Below are 16,205 nucleotides of genomic sequence, written 5' to 3' on the forward strand. Positions count from 1 at the left end.
GCAAACGAAGACGGCGGGCCGAAGCCCGCCGTCCGCGTTTCTACGGTCAGGCCGCGGGGCGGCTGCCGTACTTGTCGTAGTAGCTGGCGGCGCGCAGTTCGTGCACGTCGAAATCATCCACGGTGATGGTGTCCATGGTGATCTCGCGCAGCTCCTCCAGCAGCTTGCGCTCGTCGGCGGTCAGCACGCCCTCGGCCACGGCCTCGTCCAGCTGGGCCTTGAAGTCCAGCGCCTCGATGCCCTTGGTCTTGAGCGCCTTGAGGAACTTGCGCTCCACCGGCTCGGCGGCCACGGCCTTGGCCAGGTAGCTGTCGATGCGGCCGCCCGGGTTGTTCCCGCACGGGGTCAGGAACACGCCCTGGCCCAGGCGGTCACGCGCCTCGTTCGGGGCCATCAGCAGCGAGGCCACGCGGTGGTTCAGGCGGTCGCCGGGGGCCTCGGCACGACGGCCCAGCGGGAACACCAGTGCCCACAGCAGCCAGCCCACCGGGCGGATCGGGAAGTTGCGCAGCGCGTCGGACAGCGCGTTCTCGATCACGTGGAAGCTGTTGTACATGCTCCACGCCAGCAGCGGCTTGTCCGCTTCCGGGGTGCCTTCGTCGTGATAGCGCTTGAGCACGGCGCCGGCCATGTACAGGTGGCTCAGCACGTCGCCCAGGCGGCCGGACAGCGATTCCTTGAACTTCAGCTTGCCGCCCAGCAGCATCATCGACACGTCGGTCATCAGCGCCAGGTTGGCCGAGTAGCGGTCGAGCTTGCGGAAGAACGGACGGGTGTAGTCGTTGCCCGGGACGCTGCCGAACTTCGAGCCGGTCAGGCCCAGCCAGAACGAACGCACGGCGTTGGAGAAGCCGAAGCGGACGTGGCCGGCCAGGCTCTCGTCGAAGCTGGCGACGGCGGCCTTGCGGTCCTGCTCCTGCGCGGCCTTCATTTCCTTCATGACCCACGGATGGCACAGGATCGCGCCCTGGCCGAAGATCAGCAGGCTGCGGGTCATGATGTTGGCGCCTTCGACCGTGATGCTGATCGGGGCGGCCTGCCAGTTGCGGCCGGCGAAGTTGCGCGGGCCCAGGATGATGCCCTTGCCGCCGATCACGTCCATGGTGTCGGAGATGACCTCGCGGCCCATGCTGGTGCAGTGGTACTTGGCGATCGCCGAAGGCACCGACGGCACGTCGCCGCGGTCGACGGCGGCAGCGGTGGCCTGCGACAGCGCGCTGACGGTGTAGGCCTTGCCACCGATGCGGGCCAGGGCCTCTTCCACGCCCTCGAAGCGGCCGACCGACAGGCCGAACTGCTTGCGGATGCGCGCATAGGCGCCGGTCACGCGGGCACCGAACTTGGCACCGCCCGAAGCGGTGGACGGCAGGGTGATCGAGCGGCCCACGGCCAGGCACTCGTTGAGCATGTTCCAGCCCTTGCCGGCCTTCTCGGCGCCACCGATCAGCTGGGTCAGCGGGATGAACACGTCCTTGCCGCGGATCGGGCCGTTCTGGAACGGCGAGTTCAGCGGGAAGTGGCGGCGGCCGATCTCCACGCCGTCGGTGTCACGCGGCAGCAGCGCCAGGGTGATGCCGATGTCCTTGGTGTCGCCGACCAGGCCGTCCGGGTCGTACATGCGGAAGGCCAGGCCGATCAGGGTCGCGACCGGGGCCAGGGTGATGTAGCGCTTGTCGAAGGTCAGGCGCACGCCCAGCACTTCCTCGCCCTTCCACATGCCCTTGCAGACGATGCCGTAGTCGGGGATGGAGGTGGCGTCGGAGCCGGCGAACGGGCCGGTCAGGCCGAAGCAGGGCACTTCCTGGCCGACCGCCAGGCGCGGCAGGTAGTAGTCCTTCTGCTCCTTGGTGCCGTAGTGGTTGAGCAGCTCGCCCGGGCCCAGCGAGTTGGGCACGCCGACGGTGGAGCTGACCACCGAGGAGATCGAGGCGATCTTCTGGATCACCTTGTGGTGGGCCAGGGCGGAGAAGCCCAGGCCGCCGTACTCCTTCGGGATGATCATGCCGAAGAACCTGTTCTTCTTGATGAACTCCCACATCTCCGGCGGCAGGTCGGCGTGGACGTGGGTGAGCTCCCAGTCGTTGATCATCCTGCACAGCTCTTCCACCGGGCCGTCCAGGAAGGCCTGTTCCTCGGCGGTCAGCTGCGGCTTCGGGTAGTCGAGGAGCTTCTGCCAGTCCGGGTCGCCGGTGAACAGCTCGCCCTCGAAGCCGACCGAACCGGTCTCCAGGGCGATGCGCTCGGTCTGCGACAGCGGCGGCAGGATCCTGCGGAACACGTTGAGCAGCGGGCTGACGACCAGCGGCTTGCGGATGAACGGCAGCAGCAGCGGCACCGCGACGGCCGCGGTGATGATCGCCATCACCAGGGTGGTGGTCTGGTGCGCGCCCAGCCACCAGCAGGCGGCCAGGGCGATGGCCTGCAGCGCGGTCCAGGTGACAAGGCGCATGCGGTGGTAGGCAGCAAACCCGCTTATCAGCAGGAAAGCCAGGATTGGCGCGGCAATGCTCATGGTAAAGCTCCGTTGACGGACGCTGGATCGGTGGGCGCGGCACAACGGCCGGTGTTCCCCATGCCGTCCAGTTCGCCCAGGTAGTCCAGCAGGGTGGCGGTAAAACGGTCGTTGTCGTCGCCGGCCAGCATATGCGTGGCATCGGCGATGCGGACATGGCGCGCATGCGGCGCCAGCCCGAGGAATTCGTTGACGGTATCGGCGGACACCAGGTCGCTGCGTCCGCCGCTGAGAAGCAGCAGCGGGCAGCGTACCGCACGGGCGGCATCGGCGAGGTCGTCCTGGTGGCGCTCGCCGTCGCGGGCCAGCTCGTCCAGCAGGCGGCGGTCCCAGTGCCAGTGCCAGCGGCCGTCGTCGTGCTGGCGCAGCACCTCGCGCAGCGCGGCCTCGCTCTTGCGTGCGCGGCCCGGCATGTAGGCGCCGATCGCGTCGGCGGCCTCGTCCAGCGAGGCGAAGCCCTGCGGGAAGGCGCTGATGAAGGCGAGGATGCGCTGCATCCCGGCCGGCTCCCAGCGCGGGGTGATATCGACCAGGATCATGGCGCGGAACAGGCCAGGCCAGCGCGCCTCCGCGCACAGGCCGAACAGCCCGCCCATCGAGGCGGCGACCAGCACCGGCGGCCGTGGCAGCTCGCCGGCGACCACGATCAGGTCGTCGATGAACTGCTGGGCGGTATAGACAAGATCGGCCGGGTTGCGGTCCGAACCACCATGGCCACGGGCGTCGTATGCCAGGGCGCGATGGCCGTGCCGGGCCACCGCGGTCGCGCTGCCGGTCCAGGCGCGGCGGGTCTGGCCGAAGCCGTGCGCGAACAGCACCGTCGCCGGTGCTTCGCAGTCGCCATGGCAGGTCGCGGCCAGCTGCAGGCCGGCGCCGGACAGGCGCAGCTCATGGCTGCTGGCAGCAGTGGGCGGGGTAGGAACCATACCGAATGGTATGGATGCGTTTCGCGCAAAGTCAATACGAATGCGTATGGCGCTGCAGCATGCACCGTATGGTGGCGCTAACAGTTTTGCAACTATTTGTCGGGGCTCGGTTTCCCAGGAAACGGCATACTGCAACGGACTTCGCCGTATGGTTAAATCGGCGCATGGATACGACCACTGCGCCCGCTCCCCCGTCCGCCGCGCCTGCCCGCGGTGCCCGCCTCAGTGCAGCCGACTGGGCCCAGGCCGCCCTCGACGTCATCGCCGAACAGGGCGTGTCCGCCGTCGCGGTGGAGCCGCTGGCGCGCCGCCTTGGCGTGACCAAGGGCAGCTTCTACTGGCACTTCCCCTCGCGTGACGCGCTGCTGCAGGCCGCGCTGGAGCGCTGGGAGGAGGTCGAACAGGAACAGGTGTTCGGCAGCCTCGAGGACGTGCCCGATCCGCGCGAGCGCCTGCGCCAGCTGTTCCAGCTGGTCGGCCACGAAACCAAGCCGCATGCGATCTACAGCGAGCTGCTGCGCGCGCTGGAGCACCCGGCGGTCGGTCCGGTGATCCAGCGCGTCTCGCAGCGTCGCCAGGATTACCTCACCGCGTCGTTCCGCCAGGCCGGGCTCGGCCGCACCGAGGCGATCAACCGCGCCCGCCTGACCTACGCCGCCTATGTCGGCTTCCTGCAGCTGCGCCCGCAGCAGCCGAAGATGACCCACGAGGAATTCGAGGAATACCTCGAGCATGTGATCAACACGCTCATCCCCAACTGAGCGGACGCATCACGACGAAGGGCCCGCGCGAGCGGGCCCTTCGCTTTCCAGCCGGGTGGTGGAATCAGCCGGCGAACGCGGCGCGGGTGAGGTTCTCCGGCGCGTCGCCGGTGCACAGCACGTCGTCCTCGATGCGGATGCCGCCATAGGGACGGAAGAAATCCACCCGCGCCCAGTCGATGCTGTCGCCGTGGCCGTTCCTGCGCACCTCGTCCAGCAGCATGTCGATGAAGTAGATGCCCGGCTCGATGGTGACCACCATGCCCGGCTCCAGCACCCGGGTCATGCGCAGGAAGGGATGGCCGGCGGGACGGTCGATGCTGCCGCCGCGGTCGCTGGCGGCGAAGCCGGCGACGTCGTGCACCTGCAGGCCGATCGGGTGGCCCAGGCCATGCGGGAAGAACGCGGCGGAAACGCCGGTGGCCAGCGCCGCCTCCGGCGAGACCTTCAACACGCCGAACTCGCGCAGGATGCCCATCAGCGCCAGGTGCGCGTCCACGTGCAGCTGGCGGTAGTCGGTGCCGGCGCGCACGCTGGCGCACATCGCCTGCTGCGCGGCGTCGACCGCGTCGACCAGGGCCTGGAACTCGCCGGTGCGGTCGGCGGCGTAGGTGCGGGTGATGTCGGCGGCGTAGCCGCAGTGGCTGGCGCCGGCGTCGATCAGGAAGCTCAGCGACGGGTCCGGCGCTGAGCGGCCCAGCTCGGTGTAGTGCAGTACCGCGCCGTTGCGGTTGAGCGCGACGATGTTCTGGTACGGGACCTCGGTCGCGTCCTGCTGCGCGGCCAGGCAGTACGCCATGTGGATGCCGAACTCGCTCTCGCCGGCGCGGAACGCGCGCTCGGCGGCGCGGTGGGCGTGCACCGCGCGGCGCTGGGCCTGGCGCATCAGCGCGACCTCGTACGCGGTCTTGTACGAGCGCTGGTAATGCAGGTAGTCCAGCGCGGCCTGCGGGTTGTCCGGGGTGTAGTCGCCCAGTGCGCTGTTGGCCTCGCCGATGATCGCGCTGCGCGCGGCCGGCGGCAGCAGCGGCAAGGCCTCTTCCGCGCTGCGGATCACGTGGATGTCGAAATGCTCCACCCACCAGCCGGACGGGCTTTCCGGCACCACGTGCCAGTAGTCGAGCGGCTGCAGGAACACCAGCTTCGGGCGCTGGCCCGGCGTGTACACCACCCAGCTGTCGGTGACCGTGGTCAGCGGCAGCCAGTGCTTGAAGTGTGGATTGACCGCGAACGCGTAGTCGCGGTCGTCGAAGGCCTGGTAGTGGCGGCGGCCGCTCGGGACCAGCAGGTGGTCGCGGCCGCAACGGGCCAGGGCCTCGTCGGCGCGGGCCTTGAGCGTGGCCAGGTGCTGGGGATACAGGGCGGCGATGTCGACGGTGTTCATCCGGGGAGACGTGGCGGCGGGGAGCGCCCATTCTGCCCCAGTGCGCGTCAGCGCGGCCTGCATGCGCGGCTCAGGCGCCGGCTTCGACCCAGGCGCGCACGCGCGCGCGATGCACTTCGGAGATGGCCAGGAAGCGGAACCCGCACCAGTTCTGCCCGGGGCTGTTGGCTGGCGCCGACCACAGCAGGTGCACGCCCACGTCGATCGGCTCGGCGCCATCGAGGACGAAGCGCAGCTGGTACAGCGCGTCCTCCAGCAACGGCACGCCGGCGATCAGCAGCAGGCCGCCCTCGGAGAGGTTGCCGAGATGGCCGATGACCTCGCCGGTCATCACGTCCTCGACCGGCACGCTGAAGGCGACCTGGCGCCGCGGTACGCGGCGGTGATCCGGGATCATGCGCCTGCCTCCAGCGGTGACGGATCCGCGCGCCCGGCCAGGCCGCGCAGCACGCGCAGGGTGGCGTGCCAGGCGCGGTCGACCAGGCGGCTGCGTTCCTCGGTGACGACCCGCGCCTGGCCGGCGGCCATCATCCGCGCCAGCGCGTCCAGCGAATGCTCGGCCACCTTCTGGCCACGGGTGTTCACGAACAGGGTGTGGTCGGTCACGGGGCTGTACCAGGACAGGCGCTGCCGGCGCAGCTCGCCCTGCTGGTTGATGACGAACTCGAACCAGGTGCCGAACGGCAGGGTGCGCGCCTGCTGGTAGCAGGTTTCCTCGGCCGCGGTGCGCGGTGGCAGCTGCTCCCTGGGCCGGGCCGCGTCCTCGCCCAGGCGCGCGCGCGCCTTGAGCCGCGCGGTGAGTTCGGTGCGCGAGGTGACCTCGTCGTCGGCGCTGCGCGACAGGCGCCGCGCGATCGCGCCGGCCTCGTCCTCGTGGTAGCCGACCTGGCGCAGTGCGCCCTCGATCTGGGTGCCGAGCTCCGGATCGGGTGCGGCTTCCGGGTCGCAGGTGACCTCGACGATCCGTGCGGTGGCCGCGGTGCGCTCCTGCCACTGCGGCGAATCCTCGCCATGGCGCGCGGCGGTCAGGGTGAGAACGTCGGCCCAGGCCTGGTTGACCAGCGCCTGCACGAACTGCGGCAGCTTGCGTCCGGCCAGGCAGGCCTGGATCGCGGCATCGGCCTGCTGCTTGGCGGTGGCCAGGCGATCGCGCCCGCGCGCGGCTTCGACCTGGCGGCGCTCGCCAACCTCGGCCTTGCGCTGCAGCGTGCGCTGCTGCTCCTGGATCTCCTGGTTGGCCAGCTCGAAGACGGTCGGGTTGCCGTCGTAGGCCTCGACCACCCGCTGCACGACCTGGTCCAGGCGCTGCACCAGCTGCGGGTCGGCGTCGTCGTCCCCGAGCCAGGCGGCGCCGGACTCGGCCACCGTGTTGAGCAGTTCGCGCGCCGGGTGGCGCTCGGCGACGAAGAAGCCCTGGTCTTCCAGCGCGGCACGCGCCAGCGGCACCTGCAGGCGTTCGAGCAGGTCCTGCGCAGGCGCGTCGGGCCGCACCTGGTTGTCGATCTCGCGATAGAGGATGGACAGCAGGTCGAACGCGTCCTCGTGTTCCGGCGGCAGCGCGGCACCGGGGCCGTGTTCCTGGCGGAGGCGGGCAAGGGTGGCCTCGCGCACGTCGTCCATGGTCCGCCGGCGCTGGCCGCGGGCGCGCGACAGCGGCAGCGACTGCAGGCTGCCAAGGACCTGGTTGACCACCGGCGCCGGCAGCACCACCGGCGGTACGGTCGGCGCAGTGGGGGCAGCCGCGGGCCGGGTGGCCTCGCGGTGCGCGGCCAGCAGCTGGCGCATGGCGACGAAGGCGGCCTCGACCTCCTTGCCGCTGGCGTCGTCGCCGGCGGCCGCGCCCGCCGTGCCGGCCTGCTGGGTCGCGGACATGCCGGGTCGGGGGCCGTCCCCAGGGTGCGCGCCACTGGCCGCACCGGCCGCGCCCATCGGACCTGCGCCGGCCGATACCTCTCCTGGCAGGCCTCCCGGTGCGCCGAGCGGCCCCGTGGCGGGCCCCGCGGTGGGCGGCAGGCCTGCAAGTGCACGACCCCATGCCATGCCGCGGCCCTGGCCATGCCAGCCGGTGGCGGGTGCCTGGCGCGCGGACGGCTGCTGCGCCGGCGGCGTGCGCCGCTGCTGGGCGGCGACGCGCGGGGCGCGGTAAGGCGCGTAGACCAGGCCCGGCAGCACGCCGGCCTGGTCGAGCACGGCATTGAGCCGCTGGGCGAACTCGCCGTGGCGGTCCATCACGTGCTGTTCGAACTGGCGGTACAGCAGCAGCTGCGCATCCAGCGGCAGCGCCAGCGACTCGCCAGCCGCGCGCAGGCACTGCGCCAGCGCATGCGGGCCCAGCGGCAGCTGTTCCAGGTCGAAGGCCGGGCGCGCCGCCAGTACCGCGAAGCGCTGGGCCAGCAGCAGCAGTTCGTTGCCGCCACGCTGCACCTGGCGGCGGGCAATCTCGCGCAGGACGATGGCGCGATCCAGGTCGTTGTCCTCGACCAGGGTCAGGGCCGGCGCAGGCGCGGGCTCCTCGGTTTCCGGCGTCGCGGCCGCGGGCTGCGCGCGCAGGCCGGCCAGCGAGTTCTCCAGTTCGCCGAGGAAACGGGGCAGGAAGGCGGCGCGCTGGTGGCGCAGCTGGCGCATCGCGTCCAGGCGCTCGGCCTGGGCGGTGCTGCTGCGCGCGGACTCGGCCTCTTCGAAGAGCTGGGTCTCCAGCGCTTCCAGGGTGGATGCCAGCCATGGCCCAAGCTGGTCCGCGGCCAGCGCATGCACGCGGCCGAGGATCGCACGGACCCGCGCCGGCAGGGCGGCATGGGCCAGGACCGCGCCTGGCGGATCGCCGGGCCTTGGACGGTTGGTGGCTGCCATTCTGTGACCGCGTTCCCCCTCGGGGCGGTATTTAACACGTTTCCATGCGGGAGGGCACGGTAGACCAAAGGCGGCCCCCTCCCGGCCCGAACGGTTCCCGGCTAGAGGAACAGCGAAATCACGTCGTTGGCGAAGCGCCGGCCGAGGGCGGTCGGTGCCACCCGGACATCGTCGACCTGCAGCCAGCCATTGGCGCGCGCCTGCTCCAGCGCCGCGGCGATGCGCGCGCGCGGCAGGCCGGTGCGCACCTCGAAATCGGCCAGGGCGAAGCCTTCGTGCAGGCGCAGGGCGTTGAGCATGTACTCGAACGGCCGCTGTGCAGGGGCGATGCGGTCGTTGCCGCCGATCGCCTGGTCGGTACCGGCGGCGGCCATCCAGGTCGCCGGATGCTTGTGCTTCCAGCGACGCAGGATCGCCTGTTCGGCGCCCAGGGTGATCTTGCCGTGGGCGCCGGCACCGATGCCGAGGTAGTCGCCGTAGCGCCAGTAGTTGAGGTTGTGCGCGCACTGCCGTCCGGGGCGGGCGTAGGCGCTGGTCTCGTAGTGGCCGTAGCCGGCGCCGGCGAGCAGGGCCTGGCAATGCTCCTGGATGTCCCAGGCCAGGTCGTCGTCCGGAATGCCCTGCGGCGGCCGGGCGTAGAACACGGTGTTGGGTTCCAGCGTGAGCTGGTAGTGGCTGATGTGCGCCGGCTGCAAGGCGAAGGCGCGTTCCAGGTCGCGCTCGGCCATGGCCAGGTCCTGGCCGGGCAGGGCGTACATCAGGTCCAGGTTGAGGTTGTCGAAGCCGGCGTCCTGGGCCAGCTTCACCGCGGCCTCGGCCTCGCGGCTGTCGTGGATCCGTCCCAGCCGTTGCAGGCAGCCGTCGTCGAAGCTCTGGATGCCGAAGCTGATCCGGTTCACGCCGGCGGCGCGGTAGCCCTCGAAGCGGTCGTGCTCGGCGGTACCGGGGTTGGCCTCGAGGGTGATCTCGGCATCGGGCGCGAAGCGCAGTCGCGCCGAGGCCGCGGAGAGGATGGCCTCGATCGCCGCGGCCGGGAACAGGCTGGGGGTGCCGCCGCCGAAGAACACGCTGTGCACGGTGCGGCCCCAGACCAGCGGCAGGTCGTGTTCGAGGTCGCGCACCAGCGCGGCGACGTAGTCGTCGAACGGCAGCTCGCCCCTGGCGCCATGCGAGTTGAAGTCGCAGTACGGGCATTTGCGCACGCACCAGGGCAGGTGCACGTACAGCGAAAGCGGCGGCGGGATCAGGTCGGGCATGACGGCATGGCTGGCGCGGCTGCGCTCAGCCCAGCACTTCGGGCAGGCGTGCGCGCAGCCGCTCCAGCGCCTTGCCGCGGTGGCTGATGAGGTTCTTCAGTTCCATCGGCATTTCCGCCGCGGTCTGGCCGTGTTCCGGATCCAGGAACACCGGGTCGTAGCCGTGGCCGCCTGCGCCGCGGCGCTCATGGATGATGCGGCCGCGCCACTGGCCTTCGACCAGCAGCGGCTGCGGGTCTTCGGCATGGCGCAGCACCACCAGCACGCACTGGAAGTGGGCGCCGCGACGGTCGTCATCCACGCCTTCCAGCTCGGTAAGCAGCTTGTCGATATTGCGCTGCGGATCGGCCGGCTCGCCGGCGTAGCGCGCCGAGTACAGGCCGGGCGCGCCGCCGAGGGCGTCCACGCACAGGCCGGAGTCGTCGGCCAGCGCCGGCAGGCCGGTGACACGGCTGGCGTGTCGCGCCTTGATCAGCGCGTTCTCGATGAAGGTCAGTCCGGTTTCCTCGGCGTCCTCGACGCCCAGGTCGGACTGCGCGACCAGCTCGATGCCGCTGCCGGCCAGCAGGTGGCGCAGCTCGTCGAGCTTGCCGCGGTTGGAGGAGGCCAGGACCAGCTTCATCGGGGCAACCTCAGCCGGCCAGCGCCTGGCGCTGCAGCTCCAGCAGCTGGCCGATGCCGGTTTCGGCCAGGGCCAGCAGCGCGTCCAGCTCGTCGCGGCGGAAGGCATGGCCCTCGGCCGTGCCCTGCAGTTCGATGAAGCCGCCGCCGTCGTTCATGACCACGTTCATGTCGGTGTCGCAGTCGCTGTCCTCGGCGTAGTCCAGGTCCAGCACCGGCACGCCCCTGTACACGCCGACCGAGACCGCGGCCACCGCGCCGAACACCGGATCGCGCTTGATCTCGCCGCGGCCCTGCAGCCAGCGCACGGCATCGACCAGGGCCACGTAGGCACCGGTGATGGCGGCGGTGCGGGTGCCGCCGTCGGCCTGCAGCACGTCGCAGTCCAAGGTGATGGTGCGCTCGCCCAGGGCGCCGCGGTCGATGCAGGCGCGCAGGGTGCGGCCGATCAGGCGCTGGATCTCCAGGGTGCGTCCGCCCTGCTTGCCACGCGCGGCCTCGCGGTCGGAGCGGGTATGGGTGGAGCGCGGCAGCATGCCGTACTCGGCGGTCACCCAGCCCTCGCCCTTGCCGCGCAGGAAGGCCGGCACCTTGTTGTCGATGCTGGCGGTGCACAGCACCCGGGTATCCCCGAAGCTGACGAGCACGGAGCCTTCGGCGTGGCGGGTGAAGCCGCGCTCGATGCGCACGGGGCGCAGCTGGTCGGGGGCGCGGCCACTGGGGCGGACGACGGTCATGGAGTGGTTTCCGGTAGGCGGTCCCGGCGGTTCGCGGCAGGGCCGGCGAAGGCGGCAGGGTGCCGCGGCGGGCCGGCTAGATTAACATTCGCTCCCTGTCACAGACGGATTCCCACATGATCCGCAGCATGACCGCCTTCGCCAGCGGCGAACGCGGCACTCCCTGGGGCGCGCTTTCCTGCGAACTGCGCTCGGTCAACCACCGCTTCCTCGAGACCGGCCTGCGCCTTGCCGAAGAGCTGCGCACGCTGGAGCCGCTGCTGCGCGAACGCGTCGCCGCGCGGGTGCAGCGCGGCAAGCTGGACCTGGTGATGCGCCTGCGCGCGCCCGAGGCCGCGTCCAGCCTCACGGTCAACGAGGCCCTGCTCGGCCAGCTCGGCGAGCTGGCCCGGCGCCTGGACGCGCAGTTCCCCAGCCTGCAGGTGCAGTTCACCGACCTGTTGCAGCTGCCCGGCGTGCTGCAGACCCCGGTCGCCGACGGCGAGGCGCTGCAGGCGCAGGCGCTGGAGCTGCTGGACCAGGTGCTGGACGAGTTCATCGCCGCGCGCGAGCGTGAAGGCGCGTCGCTGGCCGGTGCGATCCGCGAGCGGGTGGACGCGGTCGAGCGGATCGCCGGCGAGGTGCGCGTACTGGTGCCGGACATCCGCGAAGGCCAGCGCGCCAAGCTGGCCGCGCGCCTGGCCGACCTGCCGCACCCGGTCGATCCGGGCCGCGCCGAGCAGGAACTGGTGCTGTGGCTGCAGAAGCTGGACGTGGACGAGGAGCTGGACCGGCTCACCAGCCACATCACCGAGATCCGCCGCATCCTGGCGCAGAAGGGCCAGGCCGTGGGCCGCCGGCTCGATTTCCTGCTGCAGGAGTTCAACCGCGAGGCCAATACCCTGGGGTCCAAGTCGGTCGATGCGCGGACCTCGGCGGCCGCGGTGGAGCTGAAGGTGCTGATCGACCAGATCCGCGAGCAGGTCCAGAACATTGAGTAAGCGCCGGGATTGGGGATTCGTGGAAAAGCCGGGATTGGTGATTCGTGATTAGTGATTCGAAAAGGCAACGGCTGAAGCGGGATTGCTGTGGGAGGGTGGTGCTGTGACCAATCACGAATCACCAATCACCAATCACGCCCCGATGAGGGGCACCCTTTTCATCGTGGCGGCGCCGTCGGGGGCGGGGAAGTCGAGCATCGTCAACGCGGTGCTCTCGCGCGACACGTCGATCCGCCTGTCGGTCTCGTTCACCTCGCGCGGGCCGCGTCCGGGGGAGCGGCATGCCGAGCACTACCACTTCGTCTCCGCGGAGGAGTTCCAGCGGATGATCGCGGCCGGCGACTTCTTCGAGTACGCCCGCGTGCACGGCGACTGGAAGGGCACGGCGCGGCAGTCGGTGGAGCCGCAACTGGCCGCCGGCCACGACGTGCTGCTGGAGATCGACTGGCAGGGCGCGGCCCAGGTGCGGGCCAAGGTGCCGGACGCGGTGAGCGTGTTCATCCTGCCGCCGTCGCGCGAGGCGCTGGAGCAGCGCATGCGCAAGCGCGGCCAGGACAGCGACGAGGTCATCGCCCAGCGCATGGCCGCCGCGCGCGAGGAGATGTCGCACTACGGTGAGTTCGACTACGTCATCGTCAACGAGGTGTTCGAGACCGCGGTGGACGAGATGTGCGCGATCTTCGTCGCCAGCCGCCTGCGCCGCGGCCAGCAGCAGCAGCGCCATGCCGGCCTGATCCGCGGCCTGCTGGACCAGCACGGCTGAGCCGGCGGGCCCGCCGGCTGAACGCAAGTCACTGAGCACAAAGGAAGAAGCCCCGCCGGCCCTTGCCCCGGCGGGCACCTGGCGGGTACACTCCCGCTCCATTTCCCCTGACTTGAGCGGCGACCGCAGTCGCCTGGAAACCCTATGGCCCGTATCACCGTCGAAGATTGCCTGGAAGTGGTCGATAACCGCTTCGAACTGGTCATGATGGCCGCCAAGCGCGCCCGCCAGCTGGCCAATGGCGTTCCGGCCACCATCGAGAACGAGGACGGCGACGACAAGCCGACCGTGCTGGCGCTGCGCGAGATCGCCGCCCGTACCGTCGACAACGCCCTGATCGACGAGGTCGAGAAGGCCGAGCGCGAGCGCGCCGAGCGCGAGGCGCTGGAGTGGGCCGCCGCCGAGGTCGTGGCCGACGACGACCTGTCCAAGGGCGACGACTGATCCAGTCCGCCTGAGCGCTGTACCCGACGGCCCGCCTCGTGCGGGCCGTTTGCGTTTCCGGGCGCGCGCCAGCTGCGTGCCGTTCATGCGCGGGCGGACTGGCCGCCGGGGCTGCACGCTATAGTCCGACGCCGCCGCGCCGGCCCCAGCCCACCAGACCGCAGCCGCCATGCCCGTCCTTGTTATCGGCGCCACCAGCCAGATCGGCCACTTCATGCTGCCGCGCCTCGTGGCCGCCGGCCAGGAAGTGCTCGCGCTCAGCCGCCAGGCGCAGGCGCGGCGCCAGGTCGCCGGCGTGCGCTGGCTGCAGGGGCAGCTGCCGGATGCCGTGCCCGGGCTGCCGCCGCTCGACGCGGTGGTGAGCTTCGGGCCGCTGGATGGCCTGGGGCAGTGGCTGTCCGGGCTGCAGGCTGCACCCGCGCCGCGGGTGGTCGCCACCAGTTCCATGAGCCTGGCCTCCAAGCGTGATTCGCAGGTTCCCGCGGAACGCGAGCTGCTCGCGCGCCTGGCCAATGGCGAGGCCGGGATCGCGGCGCAATGCCAGCGCCTGGGCATGAGCTGGACCCTGCTGCGCCCGAGCCTGATTTACGGCGCCGGCCTGGACCAGAGCCTGACCCCGATCGCGCGCCGCGCCGCGCGCACCCGCCTGTTCCCGCTGCCTGCGGGGCGTGGCCTGCGCCAGCCGGTGCATGCCGATGACATCGCCCAGGCGGTGATGGCCTGCCTGCAGTCCGACGTCGCTGTCGGCCGCACCCTGTGCATGGGCGGCGGCGAGCGCCTGCCGGCGGCGGAGATGTTCGCCCGGGTGCGCGACAGCCTGCCGTTCGCGACCGTGCCGGTGCACCTTGGCCGGCCGCTGATGCGCCTGGTGGCGGCGCTGCTGCCGGCCACCCGCGGCCCGGTGTCGCGGCTGGATGCCGACCTGGTCGTCGACAACAGCGAATTCACCGAGGCGCTGGGCATCACCCCGCGCCCGTTCCGGGTCGATGCCTCGATGTGGGGCCTGGGCGGGGAGGGCTGAGCGTGCGCGTATCGGTAGCGCTGTGCACGTACAACGGCGAGCGCTTCCTCGACGCGCAGCTGGACAGCCTGCTTGCCCAGTCGCGCCTGCCCGACGAGATCGTGGCCTGCGACGACGCCTCCAGCGATGGCACCTGGGAGCGGCTGCAGGCGTTCGCCGCGCGCGCCAGGGCCCGCGGGATCGAGGTGCGGCTGCAGCGCAATGCCGCCAACCTCGGCTACGTGCCCAATTTCGGCCAGGCCCTGCAGGCGGCCGGCGGCGAGCTGTTGTTTCCCTGCGACCAGGACGATGCCTGGCATCCACGGCGTATCGAGCTGTGCGTGCAGGCCTTCGCACGCGATGCCGGTCTCCTGCTGCTGCATACCGACGCGCGCCTGGTCGATGCCGCGGGCGAGCCGCTCGGACGGCGCCTGTTCGAGGTACTGGGGGTGACCGCCGGCGAGCTGGGCGCGATGCATGCCGGCCGCGCGGTCGAGGTGCTGCTCAGGCGCAACATCGTCACCGGCGCGACCATGGCCCTGCGCCGCGGCCTGCTGGCGCAGGCGTTGCCGGTCGCCGAAGGCTGGGTCCACGACGAATGGCTGGCGGCGGTTGCCGCCCTGGTCGGCCGGGTGGACACGCTGGAGGAGGCCACCATCGATTACCGGCAGCACGGTGGCAACCAGCTCGGCGCGCGGGAGCGCAGCCTGGGTGAACGCGCCCATGCTGGCGCGCGGCGGGCCTACCGCGAGGCGATGGCGGCGAAGATGCGCGCGCTGGCCCGGCGGGTCGAGACCGGCGGTTTGCAGCCGCCTGCCGAAGCGCGCGCACTGTTGCGCGAGCGCCTGCGCCATGACCGCGTGCGCACCAGCCTGCCGCGGGCGCGCTGGCAGCGCATCGTGCCGGTGCTCGGCGAACTGCGCGCCGGCGGCTATGCGCGCTTCGGCACCGGCCTGCGCGGTGCGCTGCTGGACCTGGCCGGTCCGGCGGGAGGTCGCGATGACGGCTGAATCCGCCGCGCTGCGCCGCCAGGACGTGTACGCGGTGGTCGTCACCTACCGGCCGGAACTGCCGTTGCTGGAAGAGGCGATCGACGCGGTGCTGCCGCAGGTCGGGCGCCTGCTGGTATTCGACAATGCCACGGCGGATCCGCAGTACACGGCGTGGTTGGGACAAGCCGAAGCGCGCGGGCGGTTCGAGGTGCTGCGCTCGCCGGCCAACGTCGGTCTTGGCGCGGCGATCAACCAGGCCTGGCAGCGTGCGCGTGCCGGCGGCTTCCGCCACCTGCTGCTGCTGGACCAGGACAGCGTGGCCGACCCGGCCATGGTCGCCACCCTGCACGACGCGCTGGCGCGGCTGCGCCGCGAGCGCCCTGTCGCCGCCGTCGGGCCGGCATTCCATGACGCGCGCGATGGCAGCGCGGCGCCGTTCGTGCGCATCGGCTTCCCGCTCAACCGCAAGCTGCACGGGGCGCCGGGGCAGTGCATCGAGTGCGACTTCCTGATCACCTCCGGTTCGCTGCTGCCACTGGACGTGCTGGAGCGGATCGGCGGCATGGACGCCGGGCTGTTCATCGACAACGTCGACCTGGAATGGTCGTTCCGCGCGCGCAGTCGCGGCCATGCGCTGTACGGCGTATGCGATGCCGGCATGTGCCATCGCATCGGCGACCGCCTGCGCCCGGTGCCGGGGCTGCGCAATCCGGTGCAGATCCATGGCCCGGTGCGGCTGTACTACATGATGCGCAACCGCGTGCTGCTGTACCGGCGTGCGCATGTACCGCGCACCTGGGTGGCGCAGGACGTGCCGCGGCTGCTGCTGAAGCTGGCGGGCATGGGCCTGTTCGTGAGCCCGCGCCTGGCCAACCTGCGTGCCATGCTGCGCGGGATCGCCCATGGCATCGCCGGCCGCGATGGCCCGATGCCCGGTTGAACGTGGCCCAAAGGCGTGAGGGGCGCGTGCATCCCGGCC

General features: G+C 71.2%; 15 protein-coding genes. 7 read left to right on the forward strand and 8 right to left on the reverse strand.

Translation table 11 applies throughout. The annotated features are described in order from the left end of the window. Positions 1–46: 46 nt before the first annotated feature. A complete protein-coding gene (locus PSESU_RS02620; protein WP_013534214.1) occupies positions 47–2,512 on the reverse strand; it encodes an acyl-CoA dehydrogenase in 2,466 nt (821 codons plus the stop codon). Next, a complete protein-coding gene (locus PSESU_RS02625) occupies positions 2,509–3,438 on the reverse strand; it encodes an alpha/beta fold hydrolase (protein WP_013534215.1) in 930 nt (309 codons plus the stop codon). Before PSESU_RS02625 ends, PSESU_RS02620 begins: the two co-directional genes overlap by 4 nt. A gap of 164 nt (positions 3,439–3,602) precedes the next feature. On the opposite strand from PSESU_RS02625, the gene PSESU_RS02630 reads away from it, so the two are divergent. Continuing rightward, the gene (locus PSESU_RS02630) at positions 3,603–4,199 is read left to right on the forward strand and encodes a TetR/AcrR family transcriptional regulator (RefSeq protein WP_013534216.1); all 597 of its coding nucleotides are present in this window, start codon (positions 3,603–3,605) and stop codon (positions 4,197–4,199) included. 64 nt (positions 4,200–4,263) lie between these two features. Here the strand turns inward: PSESU_RS02630 and pepQ are convergent, their stop codons facing one another. The 6 genes from pepQ to rph form a co-directional block, all read right to left on the reverse strand. Beyond that, the gene (pepQ, locus tag PSESU_RS02635) at positions 4,264–5,583 is read right to left on the reverse strand and encodes a Xaa-Pro dipeptidase (protein ID WP_041763789.1); all 1,320 of its coding nucleotides are present in this window, start codon (positions 5,581–5,583) and stop codon (positions 4,264–4,266) included. A gap of 70 nt (positions 5,584–5,653) precedes the next feature. Further along, positions 5,654–5,980 (reverse strand): PilZ domain-containing protein, encoded by a 327-nt coding sequence (locus PSESU_RS02640; protein ID WP_013534218.1) that lies wholly within the window; start codon positions 5,978–5,980, stop codon positions 5,654–5,656. Next, on the reverse strand, positions 5,977–8,433 hold the full coding sequence (locus PSESU_RS02645) for a DUF1631 domain-containing protein (RefSeq protein WP_013534219.1): 2,457 nt from the start codon (positions 8,431–8,433) through the stop codon (positions 5,977–5,979). The genes PSESU_RS02640 and PSESU_RS02645 overlap by 4 nt, the downstream gene beginning before the upstream one ends. 101 nt (positions 8,434–8,534) lie before the next feature. Further along, a complete protein-coding gene (gene hemW, locus PSESU_RS02650) occupies positions 8,535–9,689 on the reverse strand; it encodes a radical SAM family heme chaperone HemW (RefSeq protein ID WP_013534220.1) in 1,155 nt (384 codons plus the stop codon). 25 nt (positions 9,690–9,714) lie between these two features. Beyond that, positions 9,715–10,311, reverse strand: a complete 597-nt coding sequence (gene rdgB, locus PSESU_RS02655) for an RdgB/HAM1 family non-canonical purine NTP pyrophosphatase (protein WP_013534221.1) — start codon at positions 10,309–10,311, stop codon at positions 9,715–9,717. A gap of 10 nt (positions 10,312–10,321) precedes the next feature. Further along, positions 10,322–11,047: a ribonuclease PH gene (gene rph / locus PSESU_RS02660; protein ID WP_013534222.1), complete on the reverse strand. Its 726-nt coding sequence runs from the start codon at positions 11,045–11,047 to the stop codon at positions 10,322–10,324. 116 nt (positions 11,048–11,163) lie between these two features. On the opposite strand from rph, the gene PSESU_RS02665 reads away from it, so the two are divergent. The 6 genes from PSESU_RS02665 to PSESU_RS02690 all read left to right on the forward strand — a co-directional run bounded on the left by PSESU_RS02665 (position 11,164) and on the right by PSESU_RS02690 (position 16,166). Then, positions 11,164–12,027 (forward strand): YicC/YloC family endoribonuclease, encoded by an 864-nt coding sequence (locus PSESU_RS02665; RefSeq protein ID WP_013534223.1) that lies wholly within the window; start codon positions 11,164–11,166, stop codon positions 12,025–12,027. Positions 12,028–12,169: 142 nt separating this feature from the next. Next, the gene (gene gmk / locus PSESU_RS02670) at positions 12,170–12,790 is read left to right on the forward strand and encodes a guanylate kinase (protein ID WP_013534224.1); all 621 of its coding nucleotides are present in this window, start codon (positions 12,170–12,172) and stop codon (positions 12,788–12,790) included. 144 nt (positions 12,791–12,934) lie between these two features. Further along, the gene (gene rpoZ / locus PSESU_RS02675) at positions 12,935–13,234 is read left to right on the forward strand and encodes a DNA-directed RNA polymerase subunit omega (protein WP_013534225.1); all 300 of its coding nucleotides are present in this window, start codon (positions 12,935–12,937) and stop codon (positions 13,232–13,234) included. Between the two features lie 169 nt (positions 13,235–13,403). Further along, positions 13,404–14,255: an NAD-dependent epimerase/dehydratase family protein gene (locus PSESU_RS02680; protein ID WP_013534226.1), complete on the forward strand. Its 852-nt coding sequence runs from the start codon at positions 13,404–13,406 to the stop codon at positions 14,253–14,255. Positions 14,256–14,257: 2 nt separating this feature from the next. After that, on the forward strand, positions 14,258–15,244 hold the full coding sequence (locus PSESU_RS02685) for a glycosyltransferase family 2 protein (protein ID WP_013534227.1): 987 nt from the start codon (positions 14,258–14,260) through the stop codon (positions 15,242–15,244). Further along, on the forward strand, positions 15,234–16,166 hold the full coding sequence (locus PSESU_RS02690; protein ID WP_013534228.1) for a glycosyltransferase family 2 protein: 933 nt from the start codon (positions 15,234–15,236) through the stop codon (positions 16,164–16,166). The genes PSESU_RS02685 and PSESU_RS02690 overlap by 11 nt, the downstream gene beginning before the upstream one ends. The last annotated feature ends 39 nt before the right edge of the window (positions 16,167–16,205 follow it).

Source organism: Pseudoxanthomonas suwonensis 11-1 (assembly GCF_000185965.1).
GTDB lineage: Bacteria > Pseudomonadota > Gammaproteobacteria > Xanthomonadales > Xanthomonadaceae > Pseudoxanthomonas > Pseudoxanthomonas suwonensis_A.

What these genes read in the sequence shown, in the direction of transcription:
- PSESU_RS02620 (WP_013534214.1), bottom strand. Translation starts at nt 2,512, where the DNA reads ATGAGCATTGCCGCGCCAATCCTGGCTTTCCTGCTGATAAGCGGGTTT.
- PSESU_RS02625 (WP_013534215.1), bottom strand. Translation starts at nt 3,438, where the DNA reads ATGGTTCCTACCCCGCCCACTGCTGCCAGCAGCCATGAGCTGCGCCTG.
- PSESU_RS02630 (WP_013534216.1), top strand. Translation starts at nt 3,603, where the DNA reads ATGGATACGACCACTGCGCCCGCTCCCCCGTCCGCCGCGCCTGCCCGC.
- pepQ (WP_041763789.1), bottom strand. Translation starts at nt 5,583, where the DNA reads ATGAACACCGTCGACATCGCCGCCCTGTATCCCCAGCACCTGGCCACG.
- PSESU_RS02640 (WP_013534218.1), bottom strand. Translation starts at nt 5,980, where the DNA reads ATGATCCCGGATCACCGCCGCGTACCGCGGCGCCAGGTCGCCTTCAGC.
- PSESU_RS02645 (WP_013534219.1), bottom strand. Translation starts at nt 8,433, where the DNA reads ATGGCAGCCACCAACCGTCCAAGGCCCGGCGATCCGCCAGGCGCGGTC.
- hemW (WP_013534220.1), bottom strand. Translation starts at nt 9,689, where the DNA reads ATGCCCGACCTGATCCCGCCGCCGCTTTCGCTGTACGTGCACCTGCCC.
- rdgB (WP_013534221.1), bottom strand. Translation starts at nt 10,311, where the DNA reads ATGAAGCTGGTCCTGGCCTCCTCCAACCGCGGCAAGCTCGACGAGCTG.
- rph (WP_013534222.1), bottom strand. Translation starts at nt 11,047, where the DNA reads ATGACCGTCGTCCGCCCCAGTGGCCGCGCCCCCGACCAGCTGCGCCCC.
- PSESU_RS02665 (WP_013534223.1), top strand. Translation starts at nt 11,164, where the DNA reads ATGATCCGCAGCATGACCGCCTTCGCCAGCGGCGAACGCGGCACTCCC.
- gmk (WP_013534224.1), top strand. Translation starts at nt 12,170, where the DNA reads ATGAGGGGCACCCTTTTCATCGTGGCGGCGCCGTCGGGGGCGGGGAAG.
- rpoZ (WP_013534225.1), top strand. Translation starts at nt 12,935, where the DNA reads ATGGCCCGTATCACCGTCGAAGATTGCCTGGAAGTGGTCGATAACCGC.
- PSESU_RS02680 (WP_013534226.1), top strand. Translation starts at nt 13,404, where the DNA reads ATGCCCGTCCTTGTTATCGGCGCCACCAGCCAGATCGGCCACTTCATG.
- PSESU_RS02690 (WP_013534228.1), top strand. Translation starts at nt 15,234, where the DNA reads ATGACGGCTGAATCCGCCGCGCTGCGCCGCCAGGACGTGTACGCGGTG.